This window comes from Arthrobacter sp., assembly GCF_031179985.1.
Classification (GTDB): domain Bacteria; phylum Actinomycetota; class Actinomycetes; order Actinomycetales; family Micrococcaceae; genus Arthrobacter.
Genome location: NZ_JAPSHJ010000031.1, coordinates 27,172 through 43,179, shown reverse-complemented (window position 1 = coordinate 43,179; position 16,008 = coordinate 27,172). Strand labels below are relative to the sequence as shown.

14 protein-coding genes and 1 tRNA gene are annotated in these 16,008 nt (G+C 60.7%); 11 read left to right on the top strand and 4 right to left on the bottom strand.

Annotated elements, in window-relative coordinates; all coding sequences use genetic code 11:
- Positions 1–572 precede the first annotated feature (572 nt).
- Entirely contained in the window at positions 573–1,700 is a 1,128-nt protein-coding gene (locus RIN13_RS14095) for a mandelate racemase/muconate lactonizing enzyme family protein (protein ID WP_309107965.1), read from the top strand.
- 10 nt (positions 1,701–1,710) lie between these two features.
- Complete coding sequence (locus RIN13_RS14090; protein WP_309107964.1) at positions 1,711–2,418, top strand: FadR/GntR family transcriptional regulator; 708 nt, start codon at positions 1,711–1,713, stop codon at positions 2,416–2,418.
- A 99-nt stretch (positions 2,419–2,517) separates the two neighbouring features.
- Here RIN13_RS14090 and RIN13_RS14085 read toward each other — a convergent pair.
- Positions 2,518–2,600, bottom strand: a tRNA-Leu gene (locus RIN13_RS14085).
- 365 nt (positions 2,601–2,965) lie between these two features.
- Here RIN13_RS14085 and RIN13_RS14080 point away from each other — a divergent pair.
- From RIN13_RS14080 to pknB, 7 genes are read left to right on the top strand one after another with little or no spacing between them, the layout of a single operon-like run.
- The gene (locus tag RIN13_RS14080) at positions 2,966–3,712 is read left to right on the top strand and encodes a DUF3662 and FHA domain-containing protein (protein WP_309107963.1); all 747 of its coding nucleotides are present in this window, start codon (positions 2,966–2,968) and stop codon (positions 3,710–3,712) included.
- Positions 3,709–4,200 carry an FHA domain-containing protein gene (locus RIN13_RS14075; RefSeq protein WP_309107962.1) on the top strand — a complete coding sequence of 164 codons (492 nt, stop codon included), beginning with the start codon at positions 3,709–3,711 and terminating at the stop codon, positions 4,198–4,200. Before RIN13_RS14080 ends, RIN13_RS14075 begins: the two co-directional genes overlap by 4 nt.
- 2 nt (positions 4,201–4,202) lie before the next feature.
- Positions 4,203–5,915 carry a protein phosphatase 2C domain-containing protein gene (locus tag RIN13_RS14070; RefSeq protein ID WP_309107961.1) on the top strand — a complete coding sequence of 571 codons (1,713 nt, stop codon included), beginning with the start codon at positions 4,203–4,205 and terminating at the stop codon, positions 5,913–5,915.
- Positions 5,912–7,372 (top strand): FtsW/RodA/SpoVE family cell cycle protein, encoded by a 1,461-nt coding sequence (locus RIN13_RS14065; RefSeq protein ID WP_309107960.1) that lies wholly within the window; start codon positions 5,912–5,914, stop codon positions 7,370–7,372. The genes RIN13_RS14070 and RIN13_RS14065 overlap by 4 nt, the downstream gene beginning before the upstream one ends.
- Positions 7,369–8,826: a penicillin-binding protein 2 gene (locus RIN13_RS14060; protein WP_309107959.1), complete on the top strand. Its 1,458-nt coding sequence runs from the start codon at positions 7,369–7,371 to the stop codon at positions 8,824–8,826. Before RIN13_RS14065 ends, RIN13_RS14060 begins: the two co-directional genes overlap by 4 nt.
- Positions 8,823–10,634 carry a protein kinase gene (locus RIN13_RS14055; protein ID WP_309107958.1) on the top strand — a complete coding sequence of 604 codons (1,812 nt, stop codon included), beginning with the start codon at positions 8,823–8,825 and terminating at the stop codon, positions 10,632–10,634. Before RIN13_RS14060 ends, RIN13_RS14055 begins: the two co-directional genes overlap by 4 nt.
- Positions 10,635–10,665: 31 nt before the next feature.
- The gene (gene pknB, locus RIN13_RS14050) at positions 10,666–12,585 is read left to right on the top strand and encodes a Stk1 family PASTA domain-containing Ser/Thr kinase (protein WP_309107966.1); all 1,920 of its coding nucleotides are present in this window, start codon (positions 10,666–10,668) and stop codon (positions 12,583–12,585) included.
- Positions 12,586–12,694: 109 nt separating this feature from the next.
- Here the strand turns inward: pknB and RIN13_RS14045 are convergent, their stop codons facing one another.
- Genes RIN13_RS14045 through RIN13_RS14035 form a run of 3 tightly spaced genes read right to left on the bottom strand, consistent with a single transcriptional unit; the run spans position 12,695 to position 14,273 of the window.
- Positions 12,695–13,333 carry an aminodeoxychorismate/anthranilate synthase component II gene (locus RIN13_RS14045; RefSeq protein WP_309107957.1) on the bottom strand — a complete coding sequence of 213 codons (639 nt, stop codon included), beginning with the start codon at positions 13,331–13,333 and terminating at the stop codon, positions 12,695–12,697.
- A complete protein-coding gene (locus tag RIN13_RS14040) occupies positions 13,330–13,500 on the bottom strand; it encodes a hypothetical protein (RefSeq protein WP_247041681.1) in 171 nt (56 codons plus the stop codon). Before RIN13_RS14040 ends, RIN13_RS14045 begins: the two co-directional genes overlap by 4 nt.
- Positions 13,501–13,502: 2 nt before the next feature.
- Positions 13,503–14,273: a class E sortase gene (locus tag RIN13_RS14035; RefSeq protein WP_309107956.1), complete on the bottom strand. Its 771-nt coding sequence runs from the start codon at positions 14,271–14,273 to the stop codon at positions 13,503–13,505.
- Positions 14,274–14,446: 173 nt separating this feature from the next.
- On the opposite strand from RIN13_RS14035, the gene RIN13_RS14030 reads away from it, so the two are divergent.
- Positions 14,447–14,698 (top strand): cell division protein CrgA, encoded by a 252-nt coding sequence (locus tag RIN13_RS14030; protein ID WP_247041683.1) that lies wholly within the window; start codon positions 14,447–14,449, stop codon positions 14,696–14,698.
- Positions 14,699–14,744: 46 nt separating this feature from the next.
- Complete coding sequence (locus tag RIN13_RS14025) at positions 14,745–15,350, top strand: DNA-3-methyladenine glycosylase I (protein ID WP_309107955.1); 606 nt, start codon at positions 14,745–14,747, stop codon at positions 15,348–15,350.
- Positions 15,351–16,008 lie beyond the last annotated feature (658 nt).

Sequence of the window (16,008 nt, the reverse complement as noted above, 5' to 3'; positions counted from 1 at the left end):
CACTGCGATTCCTTCGTCCGCGCCCGGATCTTGATCCGCATGACGTTGAACTTCCCGATGAGCTGAGACGGTAGCCGGCTTCGCCGGACCAAGGTGGTGGGCTGCCGTTGCCTCTCCCCAACAGGTGCACGGCAAAAGCTAAATCCTTACGGGCTTTTCCCGCACACAGGTGGAGGACAGGGAACCATCTGACCAGCTGCACACAAACGCCAGGTCACCGCCTGCTGGTAGCTCACCTTCCGTTGCCGGCGAATGTGCACAACTTCGTAGGACGATCATAGGTTCAATGAAGAATGATCGGGAGAAGTGGTGTGGGACGGGCGGTCCAGTGTGGAGCAATGAACCGCCCGTCCCTGTTGGGCGCCGAGGAGACTCTCACGTCTCGGCGTCCTGTGCGGGACTCTCAATCAGCCTTTGCGGGAGCAATTGTTGGACAGGGATGGATATCCCTTCGCCGCGCACACGTTCTAAACGCAGCAGCTTGCGTTTCCTGATGGGAGCTTATATTACAAGTTAGAAGCTTGTAATATAAGTTGAGCAATGCCGCCCGCCACTCAGCACAAGGGAGAACTATGAGCAGCCTCGATCTCATCCGCCACGTCAAACTTTCGACGGCCCGCCTGCCTCTGGCGGTGCCGATCAGTGACGCCAAGGTGTTCACCGGCCGCCAGAAGCCAATGACGGAGGTGGTTTTCCTGTTCGCCGAACTGCTGACCGAGCAAGGCCACACCGGCTTCGGCTTCAGCTACTCCAAGCGTGCCGGAGGCCCCGCCCAGTATGCGCACGCCAAGGAAGTCGTGCAGGGAGTCATCGGTGAGGATCCCAACGACATCGGCAAGATCTATACCAAGCTGCTCTGGGCCGGCGCGTCAGTGGGCCGTTCCGGAGTGGCCACCCAGGCGCTGGCGGCAATTGACGTCGCACTCTATGACCTCAAGGCCAAGCGGGCAGGATTGCCGCTTGCGAAATTACTGGGTTCCTACCGTGACTCGGTGCGGACCTACAACACCTCAGGGGGATTCCTCAACGCCACCCTGGATGAGGTCAAGGCCCGTGCAACCCAATCCCTTGAGGAAGGAATCGGAGGCATCAAAATCAAGGTCGGCCTGCCCGATTCTGCAGAGGACCTGCGGCGCGTTGCGGGAGTCCGCGACCACATAGGCTGGGACGTCCCGCTTATGGTCGATGCCAACCAGCAATGGGACCGCGCCACGGCCCTGCGTATGGGCAGGCGCCTCGAGGAATTTGATCTCGTCTGGATCGAAGAACCCTTGGATGCTTACGACTTCGATGGCCATGCCCAACTCGCCCAAGCCTTGGACACGCCCATCGCCACCGGGGAAATGCTGGCCTCCGTGGCTGAGCATAAAGCATTGATGACCGCCAACGGCTGTGACATCATCCAACCCGACGCTCCCAGGGTAGGCGGTATCACCCAGTTCCTTCGCCTCGCCGCCCTGGCAGACGAACGCGGACTTGGACTTGCCCCGCACTTTGCCATGGAGATCCACCTTCACCTGGCTGCGGCCTATCCGGCTGAGCCCTGGGTTGAACACTTCGACTGGCTGGATCCGCTCTTCAACGAACGGCTTGAAACCAAAAATGGCAGAATGCTCGTTCCCGACCGCCTTGGCCTTGGGGTGACCCTCAGCGATCAGGCACGTGCCTGGACCACCGATTCGGTGGAAGTCGGCGCGTAATCTTGGGTTCATGAGCCGAAACCTGACCGCCGACCTCGCAGCAGACCTGCGGAACCGCATTGTTGAGGGGACAATCCAACCCGGGGACAAACTGCCGAGCGAAAACACCTTGATCAGCGAGTTCCGTGTGAGCAGGACGGTGGTCCGGTCCGCCCTGACCCGGCTCCAGGCAGAGGGACTGGTGGAGACTGAACGCGGACGTGGCAGTTTTGTCCTGACACCCCCGCTGGCCGGACCGTCTACGATGCCCGGAGCGCGGGCTGTGGCTACTCTGGAGGACCGGTTGCACCTGCTCGAGTTCCGCATGGGGGTAGAAGGTGAAAGTGCTGCCCTTGCAGCCAAGAACCGCAGTGAACGTCAGTTGAAGGCGGTTCAGGGTTCGCTCGAAGAATTCATGTCCAATTCAGGCCATCCCGCTCATGCCATGAAATCCGACTACGGCTTCCATCGGGCCATTGCAGCGGCAACGGGTAATCCTTATTACTCCGAGTGCCTGGCCAACCTGGGCCCGACGATGATCGCCATGCCGCGAACAAGACTCATCACTGGAGCCGAGGATTATGCCCGCGACCACTTCGAACAGGTGACACAGGAGCACAGGTCCATCTATGCGGCCATCGCGGAACAGGATGAGCCGGCAGCCGCGGCGGCCATGCGCAATCATCTGGTGAACTCCCGACGCCGGTTGATTGCCGCCCAGCGGGGTGCCTCCGACTGATTGCCCAGCCCCCGGCCGACTGATGCCAAAAGCAAAACCCGACCCGAATCAGGCTTAAAGCAAAGAACCCCGGTCCTAAGACCGGGGTTCTTATTTGCGTGCGCGAGGGGGGATTTGAACCCCCACGCCCTTTCGGACACTGGCACCTGAAGCCAGCGCGTCTGCCGTTCCGCCACTCGCGCGCAACTTCTTTTAGCTGTTGACCGTCCAATATCAGGACCATCACCTGCGTAAAAGCAGCGAGATCAAGCATAACGGACAGTCACGGTAAAACGCGAATCGCCCATCCAAGGGTCAGTAGGGCACCAAGAAAGAGCACCGCCGTCGAAAGTGCGGCGCCCTGCTGTGCAGGAGCCTTCACGGGCGGCCGGAACGAACTATTCTGGCGGGGTGGGCGTTGTCCATTAAGGCCATTCACAGCAGTGCCCAGTAGTATCTGATGTAGGAGTGGCTGCGCCCTGCATGCCCTCCGGGTATGAAGTTGTGTCTGGTCAACTGTGTTCGAAAGCGTGAGCTGCACGGCAGCCGTGAGGAAAGGAGAGGGACCATGGGATTGCTGGACAAAGTCGAGCGCGGCATTGAAAAGGCCGTCCGCGGTGTCTTCTCCACCGGTTCCCGCGCGCAAGTGGAGCCTGTGGAAATAGCGAGCCGCCTGCGCCGCGAGGTCGACCACAAGGCCATCACCATTGCCGCCGGGCGAACCCTCGCCCCCAACGTTTTTGACGTCAGGCTTAGCGATGATGACTTCGTCAGGGCCCAGGAATGGGGCACTCCGCTCGCCGAAGAGCTCTGTGATGTGGTCATCGCCCACGTTCGGAGCCAGGGGTATACGCTCCAGGGTCCAGTGCGGATCTCCTTCCAACGCGACGACGTCCTCCGTGCGGGAGACTTCGAAATCGGTTCCAAGACGGAGAAGTCAACGGGTGGGCCGTCAGCGCCACCCGCTCCGCGCAGCAACCTTCCGGCGGCTCCGGCGCGTCAGCCAGTACGGATGCAGCCTGTCCTTGACATCGACGGCCAGCGCTATTCACTTAATGCAGCATCGATCGTTCTGGGCCGTTCGTCGGAAGCCGATATCCTCATCGATGACACAGGCGTTTCCCGGCGCCACCTTGAGGTCCGCACCACCAAGGGAATCACGGAAGCTGTGGACCTCGGGTCCACCAACGGCAGTTATGTCAACGGACACAAGGTGGCAGGTAGCGTGGAACTCACCGACGGCTCAACCATCACGATGGGACGGACCAAAATTGTCTTTCGCCTCCTGCCCGCCAACACCGGTGGTCGCGCGTGAATGATGTTAGTGACCTGACCATCACAGTTCTTCGCTTCGGCTTCCTTCTGCTGCTCTGGGTCCTGATCTTCAGCATTGTCGCCGCCATGCGCCGTGATCTGATGATCGGCAAGAAGGCGGCAACAGGTGTACCCACAGCACGCCAGATGCGGCGCAATCCAAACCTGGCAGAAGCAGCACCTTCTCCCGTAAAGCAGCAGGCGCGGCAACTGGTGGTGACTGAAGGACCGCTCAAGGGACGCACCATTCCTCTCGCGGCCAGCCCTATTCTGTTGGGACGCGCACAGGAAGCCACCCTGGTTCTGGAGGACGACTACGCCTCCGGCCGGCATGCACGGCTGTTCCCGCAAGGCAGCCGCTGGTTCATTGAGGACCTCGGCTCCACGAATGGCACGTATCTGGCTGATCAACAGCTCACCCGGGCCCTTCCGGTTGAGATCGGCGTCCCCGTGAGAATCGGCAAGACGGTTATTGAATTGAGGCCATAGCCATGGCCGCCCCGGACGTCCCCGCGGACAAGGCAGTTGCCTCGAAGCGGCCCCTCATCATGCGCTACGCAGCCCGCTCGCATGTCGGTCGGGTGCGGGCAAAAAACGATGATTCCGCCTATGTGGGCCGCCATCTTGCTGTTGTGGCAGATGGAATGGGTGGCCATGCGGGAGGGGACGTAGCGTCTGCTGCCACCGTTCTGGACATGATCCATCTTGACCAGGACACCTATGAGGACGATGCCACCACCGTCCTGGCAGATGAGATCCAAACGGCGAACTCCCTGCTTTCGGAACTCGTCCACATGAATCCAAAGCTCGCTGGTATGGGTACCACCGTCACGGCTTTACTCCTGGCGGAGGGCAAGCTGCACTTCGCCCACATCGGGGATTCCCGTGCCTACAGGCTGCGTGACGGCGTCTTCGAACAGGTCAGCGTCGATCACACTTTCGTCCAACGGTTGATCGACGAAGGCCGCCTGAAGCCCGAAGAGGCGGAAACGCATCCCCACAAGAACGTCCTGATGCGGGTTCTGGGCGACGTCGACGCCAGTCCTGAACTGGATCTTGATGCATTGGACGTCCAGCCGGGAGAACGTTGGCTGCTCTGCTCTGACGGACTGAACTACGTCGCGGGCAACGTTGTTGAACGAACCGTGCGCGAGACAAAAAGCCTACGCGAATGCGCTGACGCGCTTATCGACCTCACCCTCGAGGCAGGGTCCCCGGACAACGTCACCGTGGTGATGCTGGAAATAGCGGAGGAAACGCTCGACGACGTCAGTACAGCCGCCGTCGACATTGTTTCGACGGGTAACGCCACAGCGGAGACCATCACAGCCACTGTTGCCGAGGATCCTGCGCCGTCGCCGGCTGTCGGATCCGCACCTGCAAATCCGGGCTCCACCCGCGCTGTCATCCCCGACGGCGCCAGCGCACCTCCTCCTTCAGCCGGACCGGATGCCGGCAAGGAATCACACGGAGACGATGAGTCAGACGAGTCGGGGACCAGCACTGATCCCAACCTCGGAGAACATCTGTCAGCCGAGGTTCTGAAGGAAGAGCTGGCCAGCAGGCCCCATGAACTCGTGGGGGCCGCTGCTACTGCGGCTGAAACGGGATCCATTCCTTCCATCGCAGGACGCACGGTTGCCCGACGGGCTGCCACCGTCCTCACTCATAAATCTGACCAGACACGCGACGACTACGAGGACTACCGCTCATCACTTCGGCCGCGGCGTTGGCTCAGCATGGCCGTTGCAGTGGTCGTCCTGCTTCTGCTGGGCGTTGGCCTCTGGCTCGGGTACGCCTGGACTCAAACCCGCTACTACATCGGGGAGTACGACCAACGCGTAGCTATCTACAACGGCGTCTCCCAGCGCCTTGGTCCCATCCAGCTCTCCACCCTCGAAGCGGTAACCGACATCCCCATGGCCTCCCTGCCTGAATTTTCCCAGCAACGCGTCCGCCAGACGGTGCCTGCGCGTGACCTCTACGATGCTCAGCGGATCGTGAAGAACCTCCAGGAAACCGGCACCACTTCACCTTCCGAAGCGTGCCCTTCGCCCTCAGCAGGGGCAGTGCCGTCAGGGACTGCTGGTGCAGCGAGCCCGGCCCCGAGCCCCACCGGAACGCCGCCACCCTCGGCGGCTCCAACCCAATCCCCCTCTGTTTCACCAGGACAGAACAACCAGAACTGCGAGGTGGTGAAATGACGCAAACAGATGGCGCCCCCAAACCCCGCCGCAACATCGAACTTCTGCTGTTGCTTCTGGCCTTGGCCGTTGGAATCAGCGCTAATGCGCTCGTTGGCGTGGATCAGGAGAAGGCGTTCGACACTGATTTCTGGTTCCAGTCAAGCCTCTTAGCCGTAGCGGCCCTGGGTTTTCATGTCGTTCTCCGGATCCGGGCGAAATACGCCGATCCAGTAATACTTCCGCTGGTGGTCGCGCTGAACGGCCTTGGCCTTGCCATGATTCACCGTTTGGACGGCCCCGACGATGACACGGGAAATAACCAATTGCGCTGGACCCTGATCGCCATGGCCGTTGCCATCGCCGTCATCTGGTTCCTTAAGGACCACCGCGTCCTGCGACGCTTTACCTACATTTCGCTTGCGGTGAGCGCTTTACTGCTGGTCCTTCCCCTGATCCCCGGCATCTCCGCGGGAGAGATCCTCGGCGCCCGGGTGTGGATCCGTTTGGGACCGCTGACGTTCCAGCCAGGTGAGATCGCCAAGATAACGCTGGCTATATTCTTCGCCGGCTATCTTTCCTCCAACAGGGACCTCATTCTCTTGGCCGGCCGCAAAATCGGTCCCCTGCAGTTCCCCCGCTTCAAGGACATGGGACCGATGATCACGGCTTGGCTGGTCAGCATCGGTGTGCTGATTTTCCAGCGGGACCTTGGTTCCTCGGTGCTGTTCTTCGGGCTTTTCATCGTCATGATCTACGTCGCGACCAGCCGCATCAGCTGGGTAGTAATTGGTGTGGGGCTGCTCCTGGGCGGCGGGTTTGTCGCCTCCAACGTCTTCTCGCATGTGGGCCTCCGTATTAACGGCTGGCTGAACGCTTTCACAGATGAGGTCTACGGCCGGACATTCGGCGGGAGCTACCAGATCGTCGAGGGCCTCTTCGGGATGGCGAGCGGCGGGTTGGTGGGCACCGGGCTGGGGCAGGGCCGGCCCAATATGGTGCCCTTCGCCAACAGCGACATGATCATTGCCTCTTTCGGTGAGGAACTGGGACTGTTTGGGCTGTTCGCCATCGTCATGATGTTCCTGTTGCTCTTCACCCGCGGTTTCCGTGCCGCTCTGGGAACCCGCGATGCCTTCGGGAAACTGCTGGCGTGCGGGTTGTCGTTCGCCATAGCCCTGCAGTGCTTCGTCGTTATCGGAGGTGTCACCCGGCTCATACCGCTGACAGGACTCACCACTCCGTTCCTGGCAGCGGGCGGTTCATCTCTGCTCGCCAACTGGATCATTGTGGGCCTGCTCCTGATGATCTCCCACGCTGCGCGGGGCCCGGTGGATACCACACCCCTTCCTCCGGGCACAGAAACCGACAACAGGCAGGCTGTTCCAGCGATTCCCGGGCAACCCATGTCCCCTGCGCCCCGGAGAAACCCGCAAATCCGGACTGACACCCAGACTGAGGCGGTGAGGCAACTGTGAATCAGGCCATTCGACACTCATGGATCGCAGCAATCGCGATGTTCGCCCTCATTTTCGGCGCCATCAGCTTTGTCCAGGTAATCGGGGCAGACGAGCTCAAGGCAAACCCGTGGAACCGTCGGGCCCTCATCCAGAACTACTGCAACGACCGCGGGGCCATCATCGTCGCCGGTACACCCATTGCCCAATCCGTCCCGGGTTCAGACTCCTGCAAATTTCAGCGCACCTACACGCAGCCGGAACTTTACGCCGGAATCACAGGCTTCTTCTCCAAGGAATTCGGTGTTTCCGGGTTGGAGAAAACAATGGATGAGCAGCTCACTGGCAACTCGGACCAGCTCTTCCTCGACAGGATCGGTCAGCTCTTCCTCGGAAACCAACCGAAGGGGGCCTCGGTGGAACTCACCCTTGACCCCGAAATCCAAAAACTGGCCTACGACCTTATCCCGGACGGTCAGCGCGGTTCCATCGTTGTGACCAACCCGAAGACGGGGGACATCATTGCCATGGTTTCCAAGCCCTCGTACGACCCCAACCTCGTTGCCACCCAGGATGAAGCTGCCGCCAGAGCAAACATCAGCGAGCTCAACCAGGTCCCCGGGATCAACCTGAACCAGAACGTCAGTGGCCCCACTGGAGCCGAGCTCGCTCCAGGATCGGTGTTCAAGCTCGTAGATACCGCCGCAGCCCTCAGTTCCGGAAAATACAACAAGGACAGTGTGCTCCCAAACCCGGCCGAACTGTCGTTTCCGGGCATTGAGTACCGGCTGCCCAACTACGCGGGCGGTACCTGCTATACGCAGAACACTGCCAGCTTTGCCTTCGCCCTCCAGCAGTCCTGCAATACTCCCTTCGCCAGTATTGCGCAGGATCTCGGCCGCGATGCCATCGCGAACCAGGCCCAAAAATTCGGCTTCGGTGAGGAACTCGGCGATCAATTGAAGCTCGATTATGCCAGGCCTGGCTTCCCGACGGACCTGGACGGCCCCGGGCTGGCACAGTCTGCAATCGGCCAACGGGACGTACGGGCAACTCCGCTGCAGGTGGCGCTCATGACCTCCGCCATTGCCAATGGTGGGGTTCAGATGAAACCAAACCTCATAAAAACTCTCCGCTCCCCGGATCTCCGGATCATCGACGAGCCAAAACCCGAAGTCCTTCGCACCTCTACCACCCCGGAAATCTCGCGCCAGATTACGGAGTGGATGACCAGTGTGGTCAGTGACGGCATCGCCAGGGGTGCGGCGGTTCCAGGAGTCCAGGTTGCCGGCAAGACCGGCACTGCGGAGCTCGGTACCGATGGCTTGAACAACTCATGGTTTACCGGGTTCGCCCCGGCCAACGACCCGCAGGTGGCCGTCACCATCGTCATGCAAGATGTAGACATCACCACCGGCGCACAGCTAACCAGTCCGAATGCAAAGAAGATTTTTGAGGCGGTGTTGAATAAGTGAGGCCTACAACGGGAATCACCCTCGGCGGGCGGTTCCAGCTGACCACTCGTATTGCGATTGGCGGCATGGGAGAGGTCTGGAAAGCGAAAGACCTGATCCTTGGCCGCATCGTAGCCATAAAGGTGCTCAAGGAGGAGTACACGGGCGACCCCGGGTTCCTCCAGCGCTTTCGCGCCGAGGCACGCCACACCGCCCTCCTGAATCACGTAGGTATCGCCAACGTCTTTGATTACGGTGAGGAAGAAGGTTCCGCCTACCTTGTCATGGAGCTGGTACCCGGCCAGCCTTTGAGCAGCATTATCGAGCATGAGCAGGTGCTCTCACCTGACCGCACCATGTCCATCATTGCCCAGACTGCCCGGGCTCTCGCCGTCGCCCATGACCAGGGCCTGGTGCACCGCGACATCAAGCCAGGAAACCTGCTCATCACCCCGGAGGGCCGGGTCAAGGTTACAGACTTCGGCATAGCCCGTCTGGCCGATCAGGTGCCGCTCACGCAGACTGGCCAGGTGATGGGCACGGCCCAGTACCTTGCCCCTGAGCAAGCGACCGGGCAGACAGCTACCGGTTCTTCCGACATCTACTCCCTCGGCGTGATCGGATATGAGTGCCTGACGGGCCATCGGCCCTTCACCGGTGAGTCCCAGATCGCCATTGCCCTGGCCCAGGTAAACGACGCCCCGCCGCCTCTTCCCGAGACCCTTTCGACGCCGGTCCGGGCGCTCCTGATGTCCATGCTTTCGAAAGATCCCAAGAACCGTCCTGCCAACGCCATCAAGCTGGCAGAGGCCGCCGAAGCGATCCGCAATGGCGACATCACCGCTGCCCATGCCGCGGTGCCCGGGATGCTCCTGTTCGAGGCGACAACCGGACCTATCACAGCACCAGTGGACATTCCTACAGCACCCACCGGCGTCATTGGATCCAGCGCTGAAAGGAACGGTTCGACGTCGACCTCCGCTTTGCCGGTTCTCGGCGCGGCTGCCGCGGGTGCAGCGGCAGGAGCCGCAGCAGCCAATGGGGACGAGGGGGGAGCCCGGAATACCCTCTCACGCGCAAATGCCCTCGCGGCCGAGCGGAGTTGGATCCAGGAGGAAGAGGACTACGACGAACCCGTTGATGAGCCTCAGCGACGCGGGCGCAGCCCTTGGACCTGGCCTTTGATCGCGCTAATCCTGTTGGTCCTTTTCGCGCTCATCGGCTTCCTCCTGACACAGTCGGGGCTCTTGTTCCCCCAGCCGGCGGCAAGCACTCCTGCCCCGTCTGTCAGTGCACCCACCAGCAGCGCGCCCTCCCCGACCCGGACATCAGCCTCACCGACGCCGAGTCCCTCTCCTTCCGCTACCCAGAGCACGCCGACTGCCATCAACCTCATACCGGACGCCTACAAGGGACGTCCCTATGACCAGGTTCGGGCAGAGCTTATTGGCCTTGGGTTGACGGTCAAGGGTGAGGAGGTCTTCAACGATGCCGCACCAGGTACAGTGACCGACATCAATCCGTCCGGACCCGTGCAGCCCGGCGAAACCATCACAGTGACTTATTCCAAAGGCCCGGAGATGCTGTCGGTTCCGGCCATCAGCGTGGGGAGCACCGAAACCCAGGTCCAGCAGGCCATTCAGGCCGCCGGGTTGCGCTGGGCCAAGGGTGATGACGAGTCCGGCGCTCCAACCCAACCCGTCGGAACCTTCGTCAGTTCCGATCCCGAAGCCGGAATGAAAGTACCCGCTGGATCCGTGGTGACCTATCACCTCTCCAAGCCGTTGGGATTGGGTTCCGGTCCGACTACTACCTCACCGGCTCCTTAGGCAGAGCAGAACCGTGTCAGACTCGCCCCGTATGCCGTCACACCGGGAGGATAGCCTTCCGGTGGATACCCAGCGCGTCCTTAACGGTCGTTACGAACTCGGCGAGCTGATTGGCCGGGGCGGCATGGCGGACGTCTATCGCGGGGTTGATACCCGTCTTGGACGTACTGTTGCAGTCAAACTACTGCGCCCTGACCTGGCCCGGGACCCGCAGTTTCAGGCCCGTTTTAAGCGGGAGGCGCAGGCAGTCGCTGCCCTGAATCACTCTTCGATCGTTGCTATCTACGATACTGGTGAGCATGCCGTGCCCGGCGGGCCAGAGGACACCGTGAGGGTGCCGTACATCGTCATGGAGTACGTCTCGGGCAAGACGATCCGGGATCTGATCCGTGCAGATGAAGTCACCATCGACCAAGCAATAGATTTCTCCTTGGGCGTCCTGTCGGCACTGGAGTACAGCCACAAAGCGGGAATTGTCCACCGTGACATCAAACCCGCCAACGTCATGTTCTGCACCAAATCCAGTTCAGTCAAGGTCATGGACTTTGGTATTGCCCGAGCCATGGCGGACTCTTCGGCCACAATGACGCAAACGCAGGCCGTAGTGGGAACAGCGCAGTACCTGTCACCGGAACAGGCGCGTGGTGAAACGGTGGATGCACGCAGCGACCTGTATTCAGCGGGCTGCCTTCTGTATGAAATGCTCGCCGGGCGACCCCCCTTTATCGGTGACAGTCCTGTATCAGTGGCCTACCAGCACGTCCGGGAAATTCCTGAGCCTGTGAGTACGCTCAATCCGGACGTCACTCCTGCCCTGGACACCGTTCTGGCCAAAGCGCTCCAGAAGAACCGGGCGGATCGCTTCCAGGATGCTGCTGCCTTCCGTCGGGCCTTGCGTGCTGCACGCAACGGTGTTGCCGTGCCCGAACTCCTTGAAACTGAGGCGCCAACTGATCCGAACCATACCGTTCCCCTTACGGAGCGGGCTGTTGAGACCACGGCCTTATCCCTTACTGGCGCCAAGTTCCTCGACGAGTCGCCCAGCGGCAGGATCAGGCCTTTGAGCGACACGTCCGGGGGAGACGACGCCGGTTCGGTCAGCTCTGCCGCAGCCTACGATTCGCCAGGGGCAGCGGAACTGCCCCTCAGCTTTGAACCGGAACGCGAGCGTACACCGAGGCAGAAATCCCGGCGTCGGACCTGGATCGCCACTTTGGTCATCTTCACCTTGTTGGTGCTGGCTGGCGGCGGCGCGTGGGTTTACAGCATTGTTAATCAGCCCCCGCCTCCGGTGGCTCAGGTGGATATCCCTGCTGTGGCTTCGCTGACTGAGTCTGAAGCCCTGCAAAAGCTCTACGGCTCCGGCTTGAGTCCGCAGATTAAACGGGTTCAGCACGACAACATTGCCAAGGGACTCGCGATCGGAACAGTGCCGGCTGCGGGGACGTCCTTGGATCCGGATTCAGATGTCATCCTGAACATTTCCGAGGGTCCCAGTGCCGTAAAGATCCCTGAAGGGCTGGCCGGGAGAACAGAGGCTGCAGTGCGGGATGTCCTCCGCCAATCCGGCCTTGTGGGCGCCCCGGCAACCACCATGGCCAACAGCGCCACCGTTCCTGCGGGGATTGTCATCACCACCAATCCTGCTCCTGGGCAAGTGGTTGCAGTAGGCAGCACAGTGGAGATCGTGGTCTCCACCGGTAAGGTCTCCATGCCGGAACTGCGGGGATTGCCGAAGGCCGAAGCTGAGGCTGCACTGAAAGACCTCGGTCTTGTGATGGCGCTTCGGGAAGTCGAAAATTCCCAGGTGGAACCCGGACGCGTGACGGAGCAAAGCGATCCGCTGAACGCTCTCGTAGAACAAGGCAAAACAATAACGGTGACCGTGGCCAAGCCCGCACCTCCGCCTACACCGAGCCCCACGCCGTCGGCTACGCCGTCCAAGGAGTAGGGCGGCAAGAGAGTTGGCCGTCCAACGACAGGACCGGCCAGCCGCAGCAGGCCGCTAAGTTGCCACACCTTCCGGGTAGGCTGACCCAGTGGCCTCAGCGCTTGAGGTCTCAGTGCTTGATGAGCGGGCTCAATTTTCCGGCACGAGCGGCAGCCCCGGTCATTCCCAAGGACTCCAGCCAGTTCCCCAGCATCTGGTATCCGCCTTCTGTCAGAACGGACTCCGGGTGGAACTGCACGCCACTCAAAGGCGCAGTCCGGTGCCTCAGCCCCATGATCACGCCAGTGGCTGTTTCGGCGGTGATTTCCAAGACCTCCGGGATGGTCCCTCGCACCGCTGCCAGTGAGTGGTAGCGGGTGGCCGTGACCGGAGATGGCAGACCCTGAAATACGTCTGTCCCGTGATGTTCGACCAGCGAGGTCTTTCCGTGCATCAGCTCAGGGGCATGGGTCACTGTTCCGCCATACGCTTCGGCGAGGGCCTGATGGCCCAGGCAAACGCCGAACATGGGCTTGCTTTGATCTCCGCACCATTTGATCAGTTCAATGCAGACGCCGGCCTCGGCCGGGGTGCCGGGGCCGGGGGAAACCAGTACGCCGTCGCGGGTCTCAGCCAGCTCGATGGCCTCCGCGAGGGTGACGTCGTCGTTTCGGACCACCGTGGTTTCCGCCCCCAGCTCCTGGAGATAACCAACCAGGGTGTAAACGAAGCTGTCGTAGTTGTCTACGACAAGGATTTTGGTAGTCATGGCTGGGTTACTGAACCAATCGTTGAGTCGGTGAACTGGGTGAACTGTGAGAGCCAGGGAAACAGAAACTGAACCATCAGGACCACTGCCGCGGCAGCGAGCACCAGCGATGTCAGAATCCGCAGCCACAGGGGCCCGGGAAGATGGCGGAATATCCAGCCGTACATCCTTAACCCTCCCCGCGGGCTTTAGCCACTTGCGCGGCGATTTCGGCCGGCGGCCCTGCCGAGGCAGGTTGCCATCGTTCGAGCACAGAGTAAGCGATGATGCGCTCTTGCGCCCCGAAGCGTGGGTTGCAACTGGTCATGGTCAGAAAGCTTTCGGTCGGGGTAGCCGAGGGTTGGGCCGGTACTGGCAGCAGCACGTCCGTGCTGGTGGGTAATACAACCTGGTTGTTACGGAAGACGTAGACGTAGAATCCGTCCTTGGTCTGGACGTAAATTTTGTCCCCGGGAACGAGTGTATGGATGTTGTCCAGCACCGCACCGTGGGTTTGCCGGTGCCCTGCAACCGCAAAATTTCCCACAGCTCCCGGCATGGACGTGTTCTTGTAGTGACCCAGCCCCAATGTATCCAGGACATCAGTGGAAGTGCCCTGGACGATGGGCCGCGTGTAGTCGGCTCCAAAGCGGGGAACGTACATGATGCCGATTGTTTCGGCATGACTTGGAGGCTCCGAGACCACCGGCGGTCCATAGTCTGCCGGATTCGCAGGCGCCGCCGGAGTCGGCGGTCCCAGTTCCTGGACGAAGTTCTTTATTGCTTCGCTCTGTTTGGCATCAGACTCCACGTTGGTCCACCATAGCTGCCAAGCCACGAACAGCAGCAGAATGACCCCCGCCGTAATGAGCAGCTCACCCATGACCTGGACAGCGGTGCGGAGAACACCGGCGCGCGGCGGTGGCACAGCAACGCGCGTCTCCTTCTCCTGCAGCAGCACTGATTCTCCCCTTCGGCGTGAGCGGCGGCACCGGCACCGGCTGAATTACAGCTAGAATTGGCTGCTAGTAAGAATTCAGACGTGACCAAGAGGGCACTGACCGCCGACGTTTCCTCATTGCAGGATACCAAGCCGAGGGCGCCACTCTTGATTCAGCCCGCCAAGGAGGACCCGTGCCCGAGTCAAAGCCACGCAAGAGGACTGCATCCGCGGCACAGCCGGCAGCAGCGCAGGCCTACAAGCCAAACCCGGTGTGGTTCAAACCGGTCATGTTCGGCCTGATGATCATCGGGTTGCTCTGGATCATCACGTACTACATCAGCGAAGGCGCTTTTCCGGTTCGCGAGTGGGAGTCGTGGAACATCGTTGCGGGATTCGGCATCGCCATTCTCGGCTTCCTCATGACCACGCGCTGGCGTTCCTGAACAGTTGAGGTGTTCGTCCACGTCCTTGGACGGGGAAAGCTGAAGCATGACTGCTGAGGACAACGGCACCGTCGTCGGCGACGACGGGCTGGCGCGACCCCCGTGGGCGGCCAGCGACCCGCTGCTGCGGGAGTACTACGACACCGAATGGGGACTTCCCGTTCAGGATGAGCAGGGGCTGTATGAGCGCATCAGCCTTGAAGCCTTTCAGGCCGGACTCTCCTGGGCAACCATTCTGCGGAAACGTCCCGCTTTCCGGGCAGCTTTCCACAACTTCCACCCCGAGACTGTCGCCGCTTTCACCGAGGCCGACGTCGAACGGCTCCTGTTGGATCCCGGAATCGTCCGGAACCGGCTCAAGATCCGTGCAGCCATCACGAATGCCCAGGCCACCATTGCATTAAGGCCGGACGGCGGTTTGGTGGACTTTGTATGGAGTTTCAAACCTGCAACCACACCCAGGCCGAAGACGCTCGCGGAAACCGCCACGACGTCGCCTGAGTCAATCGCCCTGTCCAAGGCCCTCCGTAAGCGCGGATTTGTGTTCGTTGGACCAACCACGATGTACGCCCTGATGGAGGCCATTGGGATGATCGACACCCATCTTGTGGACAGCCACAGGAGAGGCTCGTCCGGCATCTGGAGCTCGTAAGCACAGCCAGAACGTGAAGGCTGCATTATTGACGGTTCGTTGAGAGGCTGACCCGCCTGCTGTGGGCAAAGTTATCCACAGTGTGCATAAGTCCGGGCCACAGCGTCTCGTGGGCCCCTGTAGACGCCACAACTCTGAAGTTCCATACCGAATGACATTTTTGTAAGTTATTAACACTGTGGATTGGCGTGTGGATATCCAAGGAGCTTCTAAGATATTCCAACGCCGCGGGCTGCGGAGCGTTCTTCTCCACAGGGCTTCCACAAACTTATCCACAGTTGGGGATAAGATCTCCTGCTAACCGCTACTCACCACTCATTTCCGCCCAGCAGCAAGGAATACCGCGCATCCTTTGGCGGCCTGCGTTATTAACACCTGTGGATAATTCTGTGGATTTGAGCACCAAGGCGCCCTTGGAGCGTTAACAAAGGACCTTGGAGGTGGAAAAAGTTGTCCACTTAAGAACAGTCCGGTCCTCCTCACTTATCCACAGTTGGGGACAATGCCGCCTTCGACTCGTGAAAAGCCGCCAGCATTGGGCTTCTGTCCTGACGGACGAGCTGAACTACATCCATGTAAGTTACGCACACTGTGGATAAGCCCTGTGGATAAGTTCGAGGAACCGAGGGCCCGCCTGTTCCCACGAGACATCGGCCGG

Coding starts and splice junctions, on each gene's coding strand:
- RIN13_RS14095 (WP_309107965.1), top strand. CDS start 573: ATGAGCAGCCTCGATCTCATCCGCCACGTCAAACTTTCGACGGCCCGC.
- RIN13_RS14090 (WP_309107964.1), top strand. CDS start 1,711: ATGAGCCGAAACCTGACCGCCGACCTCGCAGCAGACCTGCGGAACCGC.
- RIN13_RS14080 (WP_309107963.1), top strand. CDS start 2,966: ATGGGATTGCTGGACAAAGTCGAGCGCGGCATTGAAAAGGCCGTCCGC.
- RIN13_RS14070 (WP_309107961.1), top strand. CDS start 4,203: ATGGCCGCCCCGGACGTCCCCGCGGACAAGGCAGTTGCCTCGAAGCGG.
- RIN13_RS14065 (WP_309107960.1), top strand. CDS start 5,912: ATGACGCAAACAGATGGCGCCCCCAAACCCCGCCGCAACATCGAACTT.
- pknB (WP_309107966.1), top strand. CDS start 10,666: ATGCCGTCACACCGGGAGGATAGCCTTCCGGTGGATACCCAGCGCGTC.
- RIN13_RS14045 (WP_309107957.1), bottom strand. CDS start 13,333: ATGACTACCAAAATCCTTGTCGTAGACAACTACGACAGCTTCGTTTAC.
- RIN13_RS14040 (WP_247041681.1), bottom strand. CDS start 13,500: ATGTACGGCTGGATATTCCGCCATCTTCCCGGGCCCCTGTGGCTGCGG.
- RIN13_RS14025 (WP_309107955.1), top strand. CDS start 14,745: ATGACTGCTGAGGACAACGGCACCGTCGTCGGCGACGACGGGCTGGCG.